This window comes from Paenibacillus jepli, from assembly GCF_047238105.1.
Lineage (GTDB): Bacteria > Bacillota > Bacilli > Paenibacillales > Paenibacillaceae > Paenibacillus_D.
Map to the genome: position 1 here is coordinate 3,801,914 of NZ_JBDFMD010000001.1, position 18,589 is coordinate 3,820,502.

Annotated in this window: 19 protein-coding genes; 16 read left to right on the forward strand and 3 right to left on the reverse strand. The window is 58.9% G+C overall.

Annotated elements, in window-relative coordinates; genetic code table 11:
- The first annotated feature begins 98 nt into the window (after positions 1–98).
- The 7 genes from ABC336_RS16650 to ABC336_RS16680 all read left to right on the forward strand — a co-directional run bounded on the left by ABC336_RS16650 (position 99) and on the right by ABC336_RS16680 (position 5,602).
- Positions 99–251, forward strand: a complete 153-nt coding sequence (locus tag ABC336_RS16650; RefSeq protein ID WP_413239697.1) for a hypothetical protein — start codon at positions 99–101, stop codon at positions 249–251.
- Positions 248–1,165, forward strand: coding sequence for a hypothetical protein (locus tag ABC336_RS16655; protein ID WP_413239698.1), 918 nt, complete (start codon positions 248–250; stop codon positions 1,163–1,165). The genes ABC336_RS16650 and ABC336_RS16655 overlap by 4 nt, the downstream gene beginning before the upstream one ends.
- A gap of 34 nt (positions 1,166–1,199) precedes the next feature.
- Positions 1,200–1,574, forward strand: a complete 375-nt coding sequence (locus ABC336_RS16660; protein WP_413239699.1) for a glyoxalase superfamily protein — start codon at positions 1,200–1,202, stop codon at positions 1,572–1,574.
- 425 nt (positions 1,575–1,999) lie between these two features.
- A complete protein-coding gene (locus ABC336_RS16665; protein ID WP_413239700.1) occupies positions 2,000–3,475 on the forward strand; it encodes a DHA2 family efflux MFS transporter permease subunit in 1,476 nt (491 codons plus the stop codon).
- A 67-nt stretch (positions 3,476–3,542) separates the two neighbouring features.
- A complete protein-coding gene (locus ABC336_RS16670) occupies positions 3,543–4,115 on the forward strand; it encodes a beta-class carbonic anhydrase (protein ID WP_413239701.1) in 573 nt (190 codons plus the stop codon).
- Positions 4,116–4,241: 126 nt separating this feature from the next.
- Entirely contained in the window at positions 4,242–4,880 is a 639-nt protein-coding gene (locus tag ABC336_RS16675; protein ID WP_413239702.1) for a M15 family metallopeptidase, read from the forward strand.
- 20 nt (positions 4,881–4,900) lie between these two features.
- Entirely contained in the window at positions 4,901–5,602 is a 702-nt protein-coding gene (locus ABC336_RS16680) for a hypothetical protein (RefSeq protein WP_413239703.1), read from the forward strand.
- 79 nt (positions 5,603–5,681) lie between these two features.
- Here ABC336_RS16680 and ABC336_RS16685 read toward each other — a convergent pair whose 3' ends face one another.
- On the reverse strand, positions 5,682–6,551 hold the full coding sequence (locus tag ABC336_RS16685) for a phytanoyl-CoA dioxygenase family protein (RefSeq protein WP_413239704.1): 870 nt from the start codon (positions 6,549–6,551) through the stop codon (positions 5,682–5,684).
- Positions 6,552–6,679: 128 nt separating this feature from the next.
- Positions 6,680–7,507 carry an AraC family transcriptional regulator gene (locus tag ABC336_RS16690; protein WP_413239705.1) on the reverse strand — a complete coding sequence of 276 codons (828 nt, stop codon included), beginning with the start codon at positions 7,505–7,507 and terminating at the stop codon, positions 6,680–6,682.
- Positions 7,508–7,647: 140 nt separating this feature from the next.
- On the opposite strand from ABC336_RS16690, the gene ABC336_RS16695 reads away from it, so the two are divergent.
- Positions 7,648–9,393, forward strand: coding sequence for a polysaccharide deacetylase family protein (locus ABC336_RS16695; protein ID WP_413239706.1), 1,746 nt, complete (start codon positions 7,648–7,650; stop codon positions 9,391–9,393).
- Between the two features lie 90 nt (positions 9,394–9,483).
- On the opposite strand, the gene ABC336_RS16700 is transcribed toward ABC336_RS16695, so the two are convergent.
- The gene (locus tag ABC336_RS16700) at positions 9,484–11,178 is read right to left on the reverse strand and encodes a glycoside hydrolase family 2 protein (RefSeq protein ID WP_413239707.1); all 1,695 of its coding nucleotides are present in this window, start codon (positions 11,176–11,178) and stop codon (positions 9,484–9,486) included.
- A 225-nt stretch (positions 11,179–11,403) separates the two neighbouring features.
- On the opposite strand from ABC336_RS16700, the gene ABC336_RS16705 reads away from it, so the two are divergent.
- The 8 genes from ABC336_RS16705 (at position 11,404) to ABC336_RS16740 (ending at position 18,380) form a co-directional block, all read left to right on the forward strand.
- The gene (locus tag ABC336_RS16705; RefSeq protein ID WP_413242540.1) at positions 11,404–12,015 is read left to right on the forward strand and encodes a flavin reductase family protein; all 612 of its coding nucleotides are present in this window, start codon (positions 11,404–11,406) and stop codon (positions 12,013–12,015) included.
- A gap of 111 nt (positions 12,016–12,126) precedes the next feature.
- A complete protein-coding gene (locus tag ABC336_RS16710; protein WP_413239708.1) occupies positions 12,127–12,549 on the forward strand; it encodes an organic hydroperoxide resistance protein in 423 nt (140 codons plus the stop codon).
- Positions 12,550–12,849: 300 nt separating this feature from the next.
- Positions 12,850–13,851 (forward strand): LacI family DNA-binding transcriptional regulator, encoded by a 1,002-nt coding sequence (locus tag ABC336_RS16715; protein WP_413239709.1) that lies wholly within the window; start codon positions 12,850–12,852, stop codon positions 13,849–13,851.
- A 109-nt stretch (positions 13,852–13,960) separates the two neighbouring features.
- Positions 13,961–15,292 (forward strand): ABC transporter substrate-binding protein, encoded by a 1,332-nt coding sequence (locus ABC336_RS16720; protein WP_413239710.1) that lies wholly within the window; start codon positions 13,961–13,963, stop codon positions 15,290–15,292.
- A gap of 9 nt (positions 15,293–15,301) precedes the next feature.
- Complete coding sequence (locus ABC336_RS16725) at positions 15,302–16,174, forward strand: carbohydrate ABC transporter permease (RefSeq protein WP_413239711.1); 873 nt, start codon at positions 15,302–15,304, stop codon at positions 16,172–16,174.
- Between the two features lie 3 nt (positions 16,175–16,177).
- Positions 16,178–16,987 (forward strand): carbohydrate ABC transporter permease, encoded by an 810-nt coding sequence (locus ABC336_RS16730; protein ID WP_413239712.1) that lies wholly within the window; start codon positions 16,178–16,180, stop codon positions 16,985–16,987.
- Positions 16,988–17,022: 35 nt separating this feature from the next.
- A complete protein-coding gene (locus ABC336_RS16735) occupies positions 17,023–17,784 on the forward strand; it encodes a hypothetical protein (RefSeq protein ID WP_413239713.1) in 762 nt (253 codons plus the stop codon).
- 308 nt (positions 17,785–18,092) lie between these two features.
- Positions 18,093–18,380 (forward strand): hypothetical protein, encoded by a 288-nt coding sequence (locus ABC336_RS16740; protein WP_413239714.1) that lies wholly within the window; start codon positions 18,093–18,095, stop codon positions 18,378–18,380.
- Positions 18,381–18,589 lie beyond the last annotated feature (209 nt).

Below are 18,589 nucleotides of genomic sequence, written 5' to 3' on the forward strand. Positions count from 1 at the left end.
AAGTAGTGATATACTATAGAGTATAACTGATGATTGTAGATATTTCACATCCTAGAGGAAATCCTAGACCAAAGTCCAAGCGAAGGAGGCGCCCGCTTATGGTTACATACGTATGTATGGGGATTGTGTTTCTTTTTGCAAGCATACGCATTGCGTTGTACTATGGGCACGCCAAGCGAACGCCCGAGCCTCGCGAGCTGGAGCAGACGCTGTTCGCCATTCTGAAGCAGGATAGGCGGGATCCCCGATGACGGCCAAACAGCCGGTGCTGCTCAAGCCGTTTGAGCGCCCGGAATACATCTATGAGAAGCTCAGCCGCTGCAGGCGCTGCGGCACGTACACAGTATTGCAGGAGGACGAGTGTCCATCGTGCCACAAGGATAAGCTGGTCCCGGTAGAGCAGGAAGCGGCGGCTCGCGCGAGGCTGTCGATGTGGTTCGAGCGACTGGTAGTGATGGTGCTGTCCGCGGTGGCGGTCTACTTCGCCGGAGAAGACGTGCCGCTGCTGGCGCTGTCGCTCGGCGGCGGGATCCTGGCGCTGGCGGTGCTGTGGCGCGTACAGCGCCGGATGCTGCCGCAGCAGGAGCTGCGGCGCTTGTCCCAGCTGTTCGAACGCGAGGCCGACCGCATCCTGCACGGGCTGCTGGAGGACCGGAAGGATGCGATCGAGGTGTTCCGCAGCGGAGACAAGCCCCGGACCTACGAGATGCTGCGGGAGATCGGCTACCTGATGCGGACCGATCCGATCAAGATGGAGCAGGTGCTGCTGCTGCAGACATTTATCCTGCGCAAGGACATGGATCTGATGCTGGAGCCGCTGTTGATGGATCACTTCAATGTCGACCTGGCCGCCTATATTGGCGAGATTGCCCGGCTGCGACGCGAGCTGATCAAGGAGAAGACGTTCCGTTATGTGATGGTCTATGAGGCGGAGTTCCGCCGGATGGAGGGCGGCGAGGAGATCCTGACGCTCATCGCCGGGGCGGCTGTCCGCCGCTCCCGGTACGTCAAGCTCTACCCGCATCTGCTCATGCGCTACGCCCACAAGCTGCCCCGGGACCGCTTCATGCGGCTCTACCGGATGATCGCCGAGCGTCCGGCAGCCTACCGGGACGAACTGGTGTCCGAGACCTATCGCGTCTATAAGGAGAAGTATCAGACGTAGTCCGCCCCCACATTACATGGAGAGGATGATTGTAATGGCTGTATACCATGGCATCATACCGTTGTTCCGCATATTCGACGTCGACAAGGCCAAGTCGTTTTACCTTGATTATCTGGGCTTCAAGCTGGATTGGGAACAGGGGGCTTCAGACGGACAACCCGTGTACATGCAGATCTCGCTGGAGGGCTGCACGATCCATCTGACCGAGCATTACGGGGACTGCAGTCCGGGAGCGGCGGTCCGGATCGAGGTGGACGGGATTGAGCGGCTGCACGCAGAGCTGCTGGGCAAAAACTATTTGTTCTCACGCCCCGGAATCGAGAGCACGCCATGGGACAGCCGGGAGGTCACAGTGCTGGATCCGTTCGGCAACCGCATCACATTCTATGAGAATGACAGCATCGGTTGAATGCATGATAGGCAAAGAACAAAGCCCTGGCGCGCGCCGGGGCTTTGTTAAAATATAAGAAAGTATATGTTTTACACATCTACTTGGCTTATATTTCTCCGGAATGAAACTAGCGACGCCGCCAGAGGACGGCGATAGCCGTTTCACCTTGGATTATATGCGTATGTTTCACATATAGATCAGCTTATAATGGTGCGCCGCTGTTAGCATCTGTTAGGCCTGCTCCGGGTAGGTTTTGGTTCGAAATAGGCGCTACACTGGACATCTTAATCGAGCGTATTTCTCCAGCTTGAGCGAGCCCGGCCGTGTTAACTTTTTCGCGTTGACACTAAACGCTTACATACCATATAATTGACTTCTTTGCAAGTCATTCTGCGCTTCTAATTGCCTGACAAGCAGTAGATAGTTATTGGAGGATATGAATCATGGAAGCAGCTGTGCCTAACCGTTATACAACGCCGCAGCAAAAGGACATTCGCGTCCTGCCCATTATGATCTCGCTGCTCATCAGCGGTTTCATCGGATTGTTCAGTGAGACGGCCCTTAATATTGCCATTCACGAGCTCACGACCGTCTTTGATATTACTAAAGCCACGGCCCAGTGGTTGACTACGGGGTACCTGCTGACGCTCGGCATCCTGGTCCCTGTATCGGGCCTGCTGCTGCAGTGGTTCACGACCAGGCAGCTGTTCATGGCTTCCCTTGCGTTCTCGATCGTGGGTACGCTGATTGCCGCGCTGGCGCCAAGCTTTGCGGTACTGATGGTGGCCCGTGTCCTGCAGGCGGCAGGCACCGGACTGCTGCTGCCGCTGATGTTCAATACCATTCTAATCATCTTCCCGATCGAGAAGCGGGGGGCGGCGATGGGCGTGATCGGTCTGGTCATTATGTTCGCGCCGGCAATCGGCCCGACAGTGGCCGGTCTCCTTATCGAAAAACTCGACTGGCACTGGATCTTCTGGCTGTCTCTGCCGTTTCTGCTGATCGCCCTGGTCTTCGGCATGCGCTTTATGCAGAATGTAACGACGATTACCAAGCCGCATATTGACATCATGTCGATCGTGCTCTCTTCCATCGGCTTCGGCGGCATCGTCTTCGGCTTCAGCAGCGCCGGTGAGGGCGGCGGGGGCTGGAGCAGTCCGCTCGTTATCGGAGCGATGGCTATCGGCTTCCTGGCGCTGCTGCTGTTCACCTTGCGACAGCTGAGCACGGTTCAGCCGATGATCAACCTGCGCGTATTCCGCTATCCGATGTTTGTCATCGGATTGATGATGGTATTATTCTGTATGATGATCATTCTCTCGTCGATGCTGATCCTGCCGTTGTATCTTCAGGGGGCGATGATGCTCTCGGCATTGTCCGCCGGTCTGATGCTGCTGCCGGGCGGTCTGATGAACGGTCTGCTCTCGCCAGTGATGGGCCGCCTGTTCGACCGCTTCGGCCCAAGGGGACTGGTGATCCCGGGACTGATCATCGTCTCGGCGGCGATGTGGTTCCTCTCGGGAATCACGCCCGAGACCCCGATCGCACTCATCATCGTGCTCCATTCCAGCATCATGGTCGGCATCTCCATGGTGTGGATGCCGTCCCAGACCAACGGCCTCAATCAGCTGCCGCCCGAGCTCTATCCGGATGGCACGGCCGTTATGAACACCCTGCAGCAGGTGGCTGGCGCCATAGGTACAGCGGTAGCTGTCAGCATCCTCTCCAACGGGGTTGCCCGCCAGCTGGCAGGAGCAGCGGACCCGACCGATCCGGCAACAGTGCTGCAAGCGACAACAGTCGGTACGCAGCATGCGCTGTTGTTCTCGCTGGCGGTAACGGTGTGCGGCTTGATTATGGCTCTGTTCATCCGCCGTGTCATCGTCGATGCGCCATCGCATCGGGTGCCGTCTCACTAAGGACGACGAGATGTGACGGACATGGTATACTGATAAGAAAATTATGCACATACAAGGAGAGAAGCCGATGTCCCTTATCCATAATTTGATGGAATATAACCGTACGTTTGTCGATGAAAAACAGTATGAATCCTACTTGACGGATAAGCTGCCCACAAAAAAGATGGCGATCCTCACTTGTATGGATACCCGGCTGGTCGAGCTGCTGCCCAAGGCGCTCAACATGCGCAACGGCGACGCCAAGATCATTAAAAATGCCGGCGCCATTCTGACCCAGCCGTTCGGCAGTGCGATGCGCTCCCTGCTGGTGGCTGTCTATGAGATGGGTATCCAGGATATTCTGGTCATCGGCCACCACGGCTGCGGCATGACCAACCTCGATACCAAAGGGCTGATGTCCAAGTTCGCCGAGCGCGGCATCCCGGAGCTGGCCGTTCAGACGCTGGAGAACTCTGGCATCCGTCTGGACAAGTTCCTGCGCGGCTTCAAGAGCCCGGAAGAAGGTGTGATGCACAGCGTCAGAATGATCCGTAATCATCCGCTGATGCCGAAGGATGTCCGGGTGCACGGACTGATCATTCACCCGGAGACCGGCGAGCTCGAAGTGATCGTCGAGGACTACCAGGGCGACGAGGCCTGATAGCAGGCTGGCCCGACCTGTAGCGGGGCGATGCCCCGACCCGGGGCCAGTGCAAGATGCTGCGAGATTCTTTATAATATAACTATGCGCACTTATACGAATGAAACTAACGATGTCTACAAGTCTATGAGACAACCTACCGTCCCTGCCCGGCACCGACAGCCGGTCCGGCGGCCCCAGAGCCGGGCGCCGCGCCGCAAGAAGAGCCGGTTCGGACGGTTTTTATTCTATCTGCTGGCGATTGTCCTGCTCTATCTGTATCTCGAAGAAAGTCAGATGCTGGAGCGGACGCTGCCGGAGGTCGTCCATATCGAACCGCCGCCCCCCGTGACGGGGCTGCATCCGGTCGTCGAGCAGAAAAAGCAGGAGCTGATCGCCCGCACGGAGCAGATCGGCATCGAGATCCTCATCACAGACGGGCACCGCAGTGTAGAGGAACAGGATGCGCTGTACCGTCAGGGCCGCAGCGAGGAAGGGCAGATCGTCACTCATGTACAGGGCGGCGGCTCCTATCATAACTACGGTCTGGCGATCGACTTTGCCCTGCGCACGCAGGATGGCCGCGTGCTCTGGGATCTGGAGCACGACGGCAACGGCAACGGTCAGTCCGACTGGATGGAGGTCGTAGCGATCGCCAAGGAGCTGGGCTTTACCTGGGGCGGCGACTGGGAAGGCTTCAAGGACTATCCGCATCTGCAGATGGACTTTGGCTACAGCATTGCGGAGCTCAAACGGGGCAAGCGGCCGCCGGATACGCCGCAATAAAGCAGAAGAGGAGCGAAGCGATGAGAGCCAGATGGCTGAGACTCGGCTGCCTGATCACGCTGCTGATCTTCACCGCAGGGTGTGCCCAGGGGACGGGCCATATCGTCATTCACAAGGATGGAAGCATCGATCTCCAGGGCGAGATGGCGATCAGCGAGCGTGTCCAGGGCCTGCTGGGCGACCGGGCACTGGAGCGGCTGCAGCAGACGTTGGCCGAGCGCGGTCTGGCGCTTGAGGCGGAGTCTGCAGACTCCGCCGCCGTCTATCGGATATCCCGTCACTATACCTCCTTCGAGGCAATGCGCGAGGATCTGGGATGGCTGGATACGGATCAGCGGGAGCCGATGCTGGACGTGACGGCCAAGGACAGGCTGCTCTTCACGACGTATGATATCCAGGGCCGGCTCGATCTCGACCGTCAGATGTCTGATGCTGCGCTGCTGGCAGGCAGTCTGCTTCCTGCGCCGATGGTCAAGCTGCTGCTCCGCCAGGTCGACCTGGACATCCGGGTGACCTTCCCGTACAAGCTGTACGGCGACAATAACGCCGACCGGATCGAAGGCAACACCTTGATCTGGAAGCTGCCGCTGGACCGGCCGACGCCGATCGAGCTGACGGTGCATGTGCCTGATCTGCGCAATATCGTACTGGCTGCCGGGGCGCTGATCGTGGTAGCTCTGACCGGTCTGCTGCTCCTGCTGCGCAAGCGCAGGCCCGCATGAAAGAAGAGGCGTCCCCATCATCAACCGAAGATGGGGACGCCTCTTTTGCATTCAAAATACAAGACGAAGTCGTTTTTGCTTAGCATTCCGCGTTGGTCAGCTCGCTCGTGAACATCCGCTTGTACTCCCCCGGCGTCAGCTTGCTGGCCGACTCCGGCGCGTAGTGGAGCTGGATGGAACGGCGGCGCTTCGCCGAGAAGTTCGGCGGGGTCCCGTGGTGCAGCAGGCCGTGGAAGATCAGCACGCCGCCGGGCTTCAGCGGAACGGCGACGTCGCGCTCGACAAGGACCGATCGGTCGCATAACTGCCAGTCCCGCTCGGCGAAGTGGGGGGAGCCGCCTTCACGGTGAGAATAAGGGATGATATGCATACAGCCGTTGTCGAGCTCGGCGGCATCCAGCGCAAACCACATGCCGATCACCGCTTTGTCGTAGGCCAGCGGGCCGTAGGCCATATCCTGGTGCCACGGCTTCTCGGCGCCGCCTGTTGGCGGTTTCAAAATCGCCTGGTCCTGCGCTACCTTGGCATCCTCACCGAACAGCATGCGCATCGTCTGCAGCACGCAAGGGCGGTGGGCGATGGCCCGCAGCCGCGGTTCGTGATCGAGGTAACCGTGAATTTTGCGCGCCGCATATTCGATTTCTTCCAGCGTGTGGAGCTCGCTTCGCGGTTTGACGAATTGGATCTTGGAGCCTGTGGAGACACCCGACAGGATATCCATAATCGCATCCAACGCCTGCTTTACTTCTTCGGGGGAGATCGCTTCCTCGACGACCAGATATCCCTGCGACCAGAATTGCTGGACATGCTCCTCTGTAATATCCTTCAGACTAGCGATCCGGTTCTGCTCGATCTGATCATACCGGTACAGCTCCGTTGCGATTCGGTTTGCCAGACTCAGCTCTTCTTCATTTTTGTAAGCATACAAGGTCTTGTCATCTGCGGTCATGCGGCATCACGCTCCAGATCAGAAGTTAATGAATCTGTATCCAGCGTACCACCTGCCGGGTGACGATGACATGACCGTTACGCGCGATTATTTATACTCAAACGGATAATGTATTCCGGAAGCTCAGATTAATGCGGCCGCGCTTTGGCGTGATGCATCTGAAAGGCAGACGGCGGCATTCCGGTGTAGCGCTTGAATTGTTTGCTGAACAAATAGACCGACGAATAGCCCAGCGCATCGGCGACCTGCGATACGTTCATGGAGGACTCGCTGAGCAGATGCTTGGCCCGCTCCAGCCGCATCTCGGTCATGTACTCTTTCATCGAACGGCCCGTATACCCCTTGAACAGCTTGGCCAGATAGGCATGAGACAGGCCTACCATATCGGCAAGCTCGTCATAGGGCCGGCCATGCCACCCCTCTTCCTGAATCGTGCGCATGACCTGCCTGACCGCCTGGCGCTGCTTCGTGGTAAGCGTGCTGCCCGGCGATGCGAGCTGCTGCTCCAGGCAGCGCTGTCTGTGGATGAGCAGTTGTTTGCCGATACAATCAAACTCCGCCGATGACCATTCGTCGGGATGCTGCGAGGTGTCCAGGAGCTGGTGCAGCAGCCGTTCAGGTTCGTATACCTCGTTGAAATACACCACACGCTCCCGCATCAGCTTCCCCATCGAGTCATCTTCGGAGTCTCCGGTGCAGGGCGAGAGTTGGAAATGGATATAGATGACCGTCAGCCGGTCATCCGGATCCTGCTCCGCTGTTGGCGTGTCGCCAGGATGCACGAGAAAACAAGCTCCCTTGCGGATAGGGAAGACGTCGCTGTTGATCCTCATCACGCCGCTTCCCTGCATGGCGTACCACAGATCATAATCCTGCAGCGCTCCGGGCTGCCAGTTCCAGCCGGGTTCGCATATTGCCTTGCCGCGGTTGCGGACATCGATCAGTTTGCATGCCACGAGGCGCACCCCCTTGGAATCATTCTACCATATCAAAAAACATGCGGACGTATAATAGAGTGGCTTGTCATACTTTCTCGCAGCCTCTCATATCCTCTATTAATTATGAATACTAGAGACGATATGGGAGGTTGTTCGTGATGCGTGCTGCCTGGATGAGAGAAGCTAGCGGTAACAGCAGGTGGAATCGCCTGCATCTGGTGGAAGGGTCTGTGGATGGACAGGCAATGGAAAGAGGCAGGCTGCGCATCGCGGCTCCCGGCTCGGCCGGACTCCCGTTGTCTGGCGCTCCCGTTGCCGCGATGATCATGATGATCGCCGTACTGCTCCTGGTCCTGTGGTGCGGACTCGCGGCTGCTGCGTCCGCTGCTTCTGCTGCCGGACAGGCCGTTTCGAGCGAGCAGGCAGGGACGTTCGCGGCCTTGCAGCGAGGGGAGCGCGTACCCGTTTTTCCGGATTCGGCTTTTGCCCGGCCTGACCAGCCGACGGTCTACCTCTCCTTCGACGATGGGCCCAGCGAGTGGACGCCGCAGGTGCTGGATATCCTCCAGCAGGAGCAAGTGCCGGCCACCTTCTTCGTGCTTGGCGCTCAGGCCGAGAAGCGGGGAGAGGTCGTGCAGCGGATCGTACGCGAAGGACATGCTTTGGGCAATCATACCTATAATCATAAATATGAGGAGTTGTACGGCAGCTTCCAAGGATTCTGGGAGCAAGTTGAACGCACGGGCAGCATCCTGGCTTCGCTGACTGGCAGCGAGCCGAAGCTGCTGCGTGCGCCTGGCGGGACGCATGGCCACTTCGACGCCTTCTATTATTATTATCTGGAACGGGCCGGCTATCTCGTCCATGACTGGAATGTCGACAGCGGCGACTCCCGCAAACGCAATGTGCCGGCGGCCGATATCATACGCAGCGTCAAGGAGAGTGCGCTCCAGCATGAGGTCCACGTCCTGATGCATGATAGTAGCGGGCATGGCGAGACGGTCAAGGCGCTCCCCGAGATCATCGGCTACTACAAGGCCAAAGGCTACCGCTTTGCCGCTTATGACGGCACCGTGAAGCCGGTTCAGTATCGGCTGGCCCCGCCTCGCCATGCACGCAGCTACAGCGCAACCTCCCACCAGGCTGCGCTGGCGCTGATCGGCGGAGCATTGCAGCGGCAGGCGACCGAGACGCTGGCGGGTGCGGGCGGCGATCACGGCGGATCGGGGGCAGGGGCGAGCGGCACCCGGACTGGCAGCGCGGAGGAGCGATTCGCCGCCCAGGTGAAGTCGGCCCGGACGGAAGCGGCGGCAGCGCGCCATCGTCCGGCCCAGACGCTGACCGTAAGGATCGGCGAGCAGCAAGCGGTGCTGCAGCCTGGCGATTACACTGTGGAGCAGGGGCGGGTGACGGTGCCGCTGCGCTTCCTGGCCGCGCAGCTGGGAGCGGGTGTGCGGTGGGATGACAAGCGGCGGCTGGCTTATCTGGATTACGAAGGGATCACCTATGTGATGAACCCCGAGACACGCAGCGTCACGTTGGAACGTCCGGACGGCACCACTGAGATGCGGGTGTGGGAAGAGCTCCACATGAGGCAAGGGGCCATGTACGTGCCCTTGCGGGCAGCAGCCGGGCTGCTGGGCTGGACAGTGGTCAGCTATGACGCCGATGACGCAGGCGCGGTGCTGGCGATCGGTAGGCGCGAGCCGACGCCGCGCACCTGGCTGGCAGCCCGAACGGAGGCGCTGGGCGCCTGGCTGGCCTCCAGGCCGCAGACGGCCTACCGTCATCTCTTGCAGTCGAGTGCCAGCATCCGCTCCTCTGGATGGATCTATCCGGCCTATGCGAACAGCCTGTGGCAGCGGCTGGCGGTTGCTGCAGCCACGGGCCGGCGGCTGGGCTGAGTTCGCGGTCCGGACGAACGTCAAGAAGCTTCACCTCCCGGCAGCGGAAGGTGAAGCCAGCTACAATCTAGCGGACGACTGCAGGAAGCATCAGGTCTGATCTACCCCGGTGAAGTATTTCTTGACCTCGTGATACGCCAGCTTCGGTCTCCGGTAGCGGTCGACGATGCCCTTGCTGTTCTGCGTCATCGCCCGGTTCAACAGCCAGCCGGTCGACTCGGTCACTCTGCAGTCGCAGAACTGCCAGATCAGCATGCCGGAGAGATAGGGGCGCTCCGTATATGCCTTCAGGTTGGCTGCGATGATGTCGGCATGCCGTTCCTCGGTGCCGCGGGCGCGTCCGGGGTCGCGGTGGCCGTAGTAGCCATCGCCGCCAAATTCGCTCATGATCATCGGCTTGCCCGCGCCCCCTGCGGCATCCGCCCAGCCCCGCGCCTGATCGCACAGCTCGCCGGGATCCTCGTCGCCATACCAGCCGGGGTAGAGATTGAACGAGACGATATCCACCAGATCAAAGCAGAGCTCTCTGCTCCGGTGATGGCTCGCGAAGGTCAGCGGACGGCTGGCATCCATAGCGCGAATCTGCTCCAGCTGCTGCTTGTATTTCACTCTGCCTTCCTCCGTATCGCTGGCACACTCGTTAAGGATGCCCCAGATGATGATCGACGGGTGATTGACATGCTGCTCGACCATCTCCCGGTTGACCTGCTCGCACTGGGCGTCAAACCGGGGATGCTGCATCTGTGCAAGGGTGAGCCCCCGGGCGTGATTCTCCTCCCACACATAGAAGCCCAGCTCGTCGCACAGATCGAGGAATCGCTCATCGTTGGGGTAGTGGCTTGTCCGTACGGTATTGCCGCCCATGTCGCGGATCAGCTCCAGATCGCTTATCATCAGCGGGACAGGCAGGGAGGGGCCGACCATAGGGTGGTCTTCATGCCGGTTGAAGCCCTTGAGCACGACATCCCGCCCATTCACCTGGATGCGCTCGCGCGCTGTCGTCACGGTGCGGAAGCCGACCCGTTCGATCAGGTCATCGGTCGGTTCGTCGCCGTCGTTGTACAGCTGTACAGCAAGCAGATAGAGTGCCGGCGAGTCGCAGTCCCAGGCGTCCACCTGATGGAAGCGGGTGCGGCACTGCAGGGTGCGGATCTCTCGTGGAGCGAGCGTCGCGTGGTCAAAAATCAACTGCTCGCCGGCAAGCTGTCCTGCCAGCCGGATCGGCTGCGGCTCCTCAGAGAGACTGCGGACGACTACGCGGATATCGCCGTGCCACTGGCCGTTGCGTTCGACTGGCGTGAAGTGGATCCGCTCGATCAGCACATCATGCAGCTGCTCCATCACCACGGGCCGGATGATGCCGCCGTACGAGTGGTAGTCATTGGCGATATGCAGGGCGGAGTCTTCGTGGAAGCTGTTATCGGCGACGACCGTTAGCTCGTGCTCTCCGGGCGGAGCGTGTTCGATCAACGCCTCGAAAGCAGTGTAGGCGTTATAATGATGGGCGATGTGCTGTCCGTTCCAGTAGACATCAGCCGTATGGCTGACGCCTTTGAACAGGAACCGCACAGGGCCTCCGTGGCTGACGGCGACCCTCCTGCGGTAGACGCCGCGGCCCTGGCAGGTCAGGAGGTCAGGATGGACCTCCCAACAGCCGGGGACATGGAGGCGATAGCGGTAGTCTGCAGAGGCCGGATCTTCGTGCTCTCCCAGCGTTGCAAACTCCCACAACCCTTCGAGTTCTTCGATCTGCCGGATCCGGTTGGTCTGAAACAGGCGAATCATATGGGTCAACTCCTTTGCCATTAACGTAATATCCGAACAGTTATGATGCTAGCCGACTCCCTTATGGATTGCAAGACGCTAAAGCCGCGGCGATATGGATGGATGTCAGCTCATGTTGCGGCACGGTGCAGGTTCGGCGGGAGTCGTTGCAGGATGAACGGCGCAGCGGTATAGTGGAGGCTAAGAAGTCCAATTATCGGAAAGCGAGGCAACCCTATGAAGCGCATGTTATCTATAGATCCTGCCGGGCAGAGCGACCGGGACAATTACAAACTGCTGATCGGCAGCATCGTCCCGCGTCCGATCGCCCTGGTCACGACCCTGTCGCCGGTAGGTGTGCTTAATGCGGCGCCGTTCAGTTATTTCAATATCGTCAGCAGCCGTCCGCCGATGCTGTCCGTGTCTGTCCAGCGCAGGCAGGGCGAGCCGAAGGATACGGCGCGGCATGCGATGGCAGCCGGCGAATTCGTCGTCCATGTGACGGACACTTCCTATCTGGAGAAGATGAATCAGACGGCGGCCAATCTGCCTCCGGAGGCCAGTGAGGTGGAGCTTGCCGGGCTGACGAGCGTCCCGAGCGAGGTCGTCGCCGTACCCGGGCTGGCCGAGGCGCGCATCCGGATGGAATGTGTGCTGGAGCAGTCGCTTGCACTCGGCGTGGCGGGTGAGACGCCGACGACGGATCTGCTGCTCGGCCGGATCGTCCGCTTCCACATCGATGCCGAGCTCTATCATGAGGGGCGTATCGATATCGCGCGGTTGGATCCGGTTAGTCGGCTCGCGGGATCGGATTATGCCCGGCTTGGAGAGGTCATCTCGCTGCCGCGGCCGGACTAAGCAGCAAGGGACGTATGAATCGCTGGGGAATGTGGCATAATCAGAAGTGTCTGATTATGGAAGCTGCACGTCTGCAGCCTCCGATCCTGAAAGTGCAGGAGGAATCTGTTCATGCATCCCATGTATACCGCAACCGTAACGGTAGAAGGCGGCCGCGACGGCAGGCTGGCTTCCAGCGACGGCGTGCTGGAGCTTCCGCTGAGCATGCCCAAGGAGCTGGGCGGCCAAGGCGGGAAGGCGACCAACCCGGAGCAGCTGTTCGCGGCGGGCTATGCGGCGTGCTTCGAGAGCGCGCTCAACGTCGCCTGCAGGCAACGCGAGGTGAAGTACGACGCCACGCGCGTCACGGGCCATGTGACGATCGGCAAGGACGAGGATGACAACTATGTGCTCTCGGTCAAGTTGGAGATTGCCCTGAGCGGTGTCGACGAGAGCACCGCCCGCGACCTGATCGCCGCAGCCGATGAGATCTGTCCGTATTCCCGGGCTACCCGGGACAATATTGAGGTCGAGCTGTTCTATGTTAGTCAGTGAGTTGATACGCGATAAGAAGAGCGAGCCGATCAGCGGCTCGCTTGTTTTTGTCTGGGGCCCCCAGTACCTGAATACGCATCGAAGCCAGGTCATGAAATTTGTGGGGTTATTTTGTTTCAATATTGACTGTCAGGGTCGCCATCATGGGTCATTATGCTTTTTACAAAAGCTTCACGTGCCTTTACTCAGCGGGTTGGCTATAATGAAGTTGCTGACAACGGTGTCATCGTGTGATGACATACCTGCCAGACAGACTGGAGCAGCGTGATCAACATTGCAGGCAATAAGGGAAGGAGCAGTATGGAGAAGAAACCGACGATTCGCGATATCGCCACTATGACAGGGTATTCGTTCAAGACGGTGTCCCGGGTCATCAATCAGGAGCCCAATGTGAAGCCGGCGACTAAAGCGGCTATCGAAAAAGCGATCGCAGAGACGAATTATAAACCTAATATGTACGCCCGCAACTTGAACGGCAAGAAGCTGTTCAACATTCTCGTCTCCATCCGCAAAGCCCGCGGTCAAAACACTACGCAATGGTTCGACATGTTCATGGCGCAGCTGATCGGTTCCGCGCAAGGCCGGCCTTACACGATCATCCAGGAGGTGATCTATGACGACAGCGAGCTGAGCCAGTCCATGCTGGAGCAGTCCGGCGGCTATATCGACGTGCTGGTGCTGTTCTACGTCCAGGACGAGGACAAGCGGATCGAGATGGCACGCAGGAGCGGGATTCCGTTCGTATCGTTCGAGAAGCATCCGACGGTGCCCTTGTCCGTATCCAACAACAACCGCAAAGGTATGCTGGATGCGGCTGCGTTCCTGTTCGGGAGGGGCGTCACGCGGATCTGTCTGCTGCTCGGCGGGCAGCTTGCGGTCAACCGCGAGCGCGAGGAGGCGCTCAAGGCAGCCTACCGGCTGCATGGCATTCCGGAGGAAGGACTGGAGATCGTCTACGGCATGAACAACTTCGAGCGCATCAAGCAGTATGCGGAGGAGCGGATCCGCGAGGATCGGCTGCCGGAGGTGTTCTTCGTCTCAGGCGACGAGAAGGCGCTGGCGATCTATCATGCCGTCTACAGCAGCGGCCGCTCGATCCCGGGTGACGTCGGTGTCATCGGCTTCGACAACATCCCGAGCTCGGCCTATTACTACCCGCCCCTTACGACGATGGGGCAGAACTTCGGACAGCTCGCCGCAGAGATGCTGACTGTGGTCGATCATCTGGTCGCAGGCACGGACGAGCCGATTCTTTCGATTGAGGTCGATCCAGAGCTCATTATACGCCAAAGCATACAATAGCACCGGCAAAGATAAGCGTTCGCAAGGGCGTTTATCCCGTTCATTTTGACACCGGTGTCAAAATAGATGAATGCACTCCATAACAAACAAAAGGGAATGGTGAAAGGAAATGAAAACCAGAGTCGGCCCTATCCTTGCTTGTCTCATGTTCATGATGGCGATGCTTGCCGCCTGCGCGCAGCCGGAGACTGTCTCCCCCGCCAGCAGCAGCGCTCAGACGGAAGCGGCTCCGACCGCAGACGAGCAACCGGAGACGCCTGCCGCAGCGCAAGAGCCGGTGAAGCTTGCGTTCTCTTCCAATGCCAAAGACAGTACGAATGAAGCTTACAAATCGATTGCCGAGCAGTTCAATCAGGAGTATCCGCATATCACCGTTGAAGTAACGGGAGTGCCCAAGGACTTCGAAGCGCTGATGAATGCCAAGATGGCGGCGGGCGATCTGCCTGATCTATGGACGACGCACGGCTGGTCGGTGCGCAAGTACAGCGAATATCTCCGGCCGCTGAACGACCAGAGCTGGACAGGCTCGCTGGTAGAGGAGATCGTGCCGATCATCTCCGATGAGCAGGGCAATCTGTTCGTGCTGCCGCTCGACGTCGATCTGAGCGGGATGATCTACAACGCCGCGCTGCTAGAGGAGCTGCAGTTGGACGTGCCGCACACCTGGCCGCAGTTTCTGGAGACAGCCGAGACGATCAAGCAAGCGGGCTATACGCCGATCCATATCGGCGGCAAGGATACCTCCGACGTGGCAGGCTTGCTGGGGCGGCTGTCCGCTTCGCTGCTGATCGCCGACGAGCAGGCGGGCTTTGCCGGACAGTTGACCGACGGCACGTTTGAGTGGAGCGCGTTTGACAAGGTTTCTTCGTTCCTGCTGGACCTGCGGGATAACGGCTATCTGAACAAGGACTATATCACAGCTGACAAGGCAGCGACCTATCAGGCCTTTGCGGAGAACAAAGCGGCGTTTGCCTTCCAGTCCAACCAGTCGATCTACGAGATACTGAAGCTGAATCCGGATGCCCGCGTATCGATGATGCGGATTCCCGTCGGCGAAGGCAGCGGCGAGCCGTTCCTGATCAGCGGTGAACGCGACGCCGTGGGCGTCTGGAAAGATACGCAGCATGAGGAAGAAGCACTGCTGTTCCTGGAGTTTCTGTCGCGCCCCGAGCATGTGAGCGCCATAGCCGAGACCTATTCGCTGCCGGCGGCGATTCAGGATGTGGATGTAGAATTAGGTGAACTGAAGGACGTTTTCGCTCAGTTCGAGTCGGCGCGGGTGATGAACCATTTTGACCGGCAGTATCTGCCGGGCGGCATGTGGAATACGCTCAAAGCGGTTGGCCCCGGCCTGCTCTCCGGCGATCTGAATCCTCAGCAAGCCTCGCAGGCGATGAAAGAAGATTACGACCGGCTGCGCCAGGCGGAGAGTGGAGCTTAAGTGACGGGCATGCGACAAAGGCTGCGGCATCACCCCTTCCTGCTGCTGCTTCCGGTGCTGCTGCTGTTCGCGGTATTTATCATCTACCCATTAATACAGGGTGTTCGCATCTCGATGACCGACTGGAACGGCTATTCCCAGCAATACAATGAGGTCGGCTGGCGCAATTATGGCCGGCTCTTGACGGACGGCCGGATCCATACCGCCTTCGTCAACACGCTGATCTACGGCGTGGGGTCGACCATTCTCCAAAATATATGGGGCCTCGGACTTGCTGTGCTGCTGAACACAGCCTTTGCCGGCCGCCACGCGGCACGGGCTGCCATCTATCTGCCGGTCATGATATCAGGATTGATCATGGGCTACCTGTGGTACTTCATGCTGCAGTATGACGGCGGCGCGCTCAACGATGTACTGCTGGCCATGGGCCGCGAGCCGGTCGACTGGCTGGCCAGCGGCACCCGCGCGGTCTACATCATCCTGTTCGTGACTTCGCTGCAGTACGTCGGTCAGGCGATGATTATCTATCTTGCCGGCTTGCAGTCGATCCCGCGGATGTATACGGAGGCGGCGTCGATCGACGGCGCTTCCCGGATGCAGACCTTCGGCCGGGTGACGCTGCCGCTGCTGGCGCCGGCGATCATTACCAATGTCACCCTGAAGCTGATCGGCGGGCTGCAGATTTTCGATGTTGTCATTGCGCTGACCGGAGGCGGTCCCGGCTATCGTTCGCACTCCCTCTCGACGATGATCAACTACCTGTACTTCGACAATCAAAACGCGGGCTACAGCGCCGCCCTGGGCGTCATGCTGTTCCTGCTGATCCTCTTAGCCACCATCGCGGTAAACCGGATCCTCATCAAGAGAGAAGTGGAGTACTAAGCTATGAGAAAACTCGTCTTTGCCCTGCTCGGCTGGGGAGCTGCCGCAGTCTCGCTGGTCCCGCTCTACATCGCGCTGACCGTCTCGCTCAAGCGGACCTCCGACCTCAGCTCGCGCTGGCTGCTGCCGGGATACCTGCATCTGGAGCATTACACCAAAGCGCTGCACGAGTCGGGATTGCTGCGGGCGGCGGGCAACTCGCTGCTGCTCACCGCCTGCACGGCGGCACTGATCGTCATCGTCGGCGCCATGTCGGCCTATCCGCTGGCGCGCGTCCGTTCACGGGCGAGCCGCTGGATCACCAACCTGGTGCTGGCGGTCATGATGATTCCTTCGCTCAGCATTATCGTGCCGCTGTACAGTGTCATGGTCGGGCTGGATGCCATCAATACGTATTGGGGCATGATCCTGGTGCTGACCACCTACAACGTGCCGCTTGCCATCTTCCTGTACGCCAACTTTATCCGGACGATCCCGCGCGAGCTGGACGAGGCGGCGATGATCGACGGCTACAGCATTTACAGCGTGTTCTACCGCATCATCCTGCCGCAGCTCAAGCCGGTGACGGCGGCGGTACTGATCGTCAAAGGGCTTAAGGTATGGAATGATTACGAATTCGCATTATATTTCCTGCAGCGTACAGAGAAGCATACCGTGACGCTGACGATCGCCCGATTTTTCTCGGAGTTCTCCTCCGATATCAATGCGGCGTCGGCGGCGGCGCTGCTGGCAGTCGTGCCGGTGACGGCGGCGTTTCTGCTGCTGCAGAAGTATTTTGTCGCCGGGCTCTCCGACGGAGCCGTCAAAGGTTGAAGAAGCGATACCCATCTTAGAAAGGATGACCAAGGATGCATCAAACAAATGTCATGGCGGATTGCGCCGCCAACTATGCAGCGGAACTGGGCCGCAGGCAGGAGGGGTGGCTCATATCGGAAGGGCTGCACAAGAAGATCAACCCGGACGGCACGATGAATGACTTCTATGGCGCAACCACGGTCATCAAGCTGTCGGAGCGGGACAAGGCGCGCTGTCGCGCGATGCAGCAGGAGGTACTGGCTCTGGTGCCGGGGATGCTGGTGCCGGTAGGTCCGGATACGTTTCACTTCACGATCCATGCGCTCAGCAACCCTTACAATGTGCCGGGCGGCACCAACTCGGCTATCCAGCGGGACATCATAGCACGCGAGGAAGCGGTGATTGCAGAGCTGCGGGAGATCCGGGCGCTGCATGGCGACAAGCGACTGCGTCTGCGCATGCTCGGCGCAAGCACCGCAGGCAACGATGTGGTCAGTCTGAAGCTCGCTCCCGCCGATACGCCGGATGAGAGCCTGTTGGTGGAGCTGTTCCGTCGTATCGAGCGGGTCTGCCCGCTCGGCAAGCGCTACACGCCGCACATTACACTGGCCTACTTCAAGCCTCAGGCGTATCCGCAAGCGCATGTCGATCGGCTATATGAGGGACTGAGAGCATTGAGCCGCACAGTTCATGAGGATCTGATCCTGGATGTGCGCGACCTGGTGTATCAGCACCATTATTCCATGGACGACTTCCGCGATGTGGTGCCAGCGAACAAGCTCGAGTCTGATCCTGAAGGCGGGCTCGGCGCTTGACATCCGTAAAGGGAGAACGCCGAGCCCGGTCGCGTGGCAGTCGGCAAGGGAGTCATTGCGTCTTAGCTGACAGGCTGGAGATTGCGCTGAGCGCCGGCGGCGAGCACGGCCCGCGCCCAGGTGGCCGCAGCCGGCAATGGCATTGCCCGCCACCCGGTCGCCGCGGCCGAGCTAGGTCCTGTCCGCGCCCAGGTCGCCTCGGCCAAGAGATCTATTCGTGCTCTCGGCCCTCACGGAACAATAGCGATACGAGAAGCGAGTCGGCTGCCGGCTCGCTTGTTCCGTTTTTTTTGTTGGACCGGCGTAACATGCTGATGAACATGAAATATCAACCTTATTTCAAGGAAAATCAAAAATATCTCGGAATGAGCTTGATATTTCGAGCTTATTGGCGTCATTTGCGTCATTTGCGTCGAATGAATATGAAAATTCGTGTTCAGAGAGGAGGGGCGCGACGGACAACACGTGAACGCAGCCCCGCCCTGCGCCGCCTGGCCGCTCGAAGCGCCGAAATGGCGCTTGCTTGCGCCTCCCCTGCGCAAGGAACTGTTGCAGTTCAGCTGCCTGTGAGCAGGGCTTCGGTGCTACAGAGGTAAGGAAGGTCGTTTCCGCACAAGAAAATCAATATTTTTTTGACTAATTTGCGTAATGTATATGTCATATATATAGACAAACTACAAATTGAAAAGAAAATGACTATGTTTTCATCACAAAGATAATCTTCCTCATCCGTAATATAATCAATTTACGTTAATTAAACTGACATGAAAAACTAACACCAAAATAAAGGGGCGAACGAACAGTG